The organism is bacterium, assembly GCA_040755795.1.
Lineage (GTDB): Bacteria > UBA9089 > CG2-30-40-21 > CG2-30-40-21 > SBAY01 > JBFLXS01.
In genome coordinates, this window is the sequence record JBFLXS010000769.1 from 1 (window position 1) to 1,014 (window position 1,014).

The following is a 1,014-nucleotide window of genomic DNA, read 5'->3' on the forward strand; positions in this document are numbered from 1 at the left end:
CCCTTCTCCATTCCCCTTTCCATCCCCTTCTTCTCAGCATACCTTATAGATGCCTGCTGGATGTAAATAAAGTCTTTCCGCTTAAACTGCATCTCTAATTCCTCAGCACTCAATCCAGCCTGGTTTACTATCTCAAATGCCCTCTTTATCTCTACTTCCTTCTCCAAGGTCTTCGGTATATACTCTAAATTACCAGCATTCTTGATAAAATATATCCATCTATCCGTAATATTCTCCAATTCGTTCTCTTCTTTTGTGAACTTCGGCAACTCTATGAAAATCAATTCAATATCCCCACTATACTCTACTAACTCATCCTTCTCTTTTAATTTAAAGTAACTAATAACCTTCGAAAATTCACTAAACATCTCAAAATCTGTAATCGTAATCGCAATAATAGGGTTTAATAAAAAATACTGTTCCCCAGTTAAAAGTTGAGTAGAATATGCCTTGGCGGCATTATACAGAATCCTTTTCTCCAGACCTTCGTAGTTTAAAACCTGCATCTCAATAATTACAATATTACCATTGGATAGTCTTGCCTTAACATCAACATAAGTATCTTTCATACCCTTCAGCAATGGTATTTGATAGGGGTCAACAATAGTTAAATCCTCAATAATGCTATCATCCTTGAATTTAACGATGGAATTTAAAAAGCTGATAAGAATATCCTTTGAACCTTCACTTCCAAACACCTTTTTAAAGGCAAAATCTGTCTTGACATCTAAAAAGTGCATACGGCTTCCTCCTTTGCTATTGTTAAATTATACTATAAAAGAGTCCCGAAGTCAACAAAAAAATCCTGTAAGCGTTCAGGTGGTGTAACTAAAGGAGATGTGGAGATTAAGGAGATAGGGAGATATTATTAAAAAAAATGAAATTAACTGGAGTTTCGTGAATTTTCTATGATTCTTTTCTCCTTTAATCTTTGCGTTCTTTGCGGTCGATTTCTTTGCGTTCTTTGCGATTAAAAAAGGATAAATCGCAAAGGGCACAAAGTAGTAACGCAAA

At 35.1% G+C, this 1,014-nt stretch carries 1 protein-coding gene; it reads right to left on the reverse strand.

Annotated elements, in window-relative coordinates; all coding sequences use genetic code 11:
* Positions 1–740, reverse strand: a 740-nt coding sequence (locus tag AB1414_21540) for an Rpn family recombination-promoting nuclease/putative transposase (protein MEW6609995.1), incomplete at its 3' end; no start/stop codon positions are given.
* Positions 741–1,014: the final 274 nt, after the last annotated feature.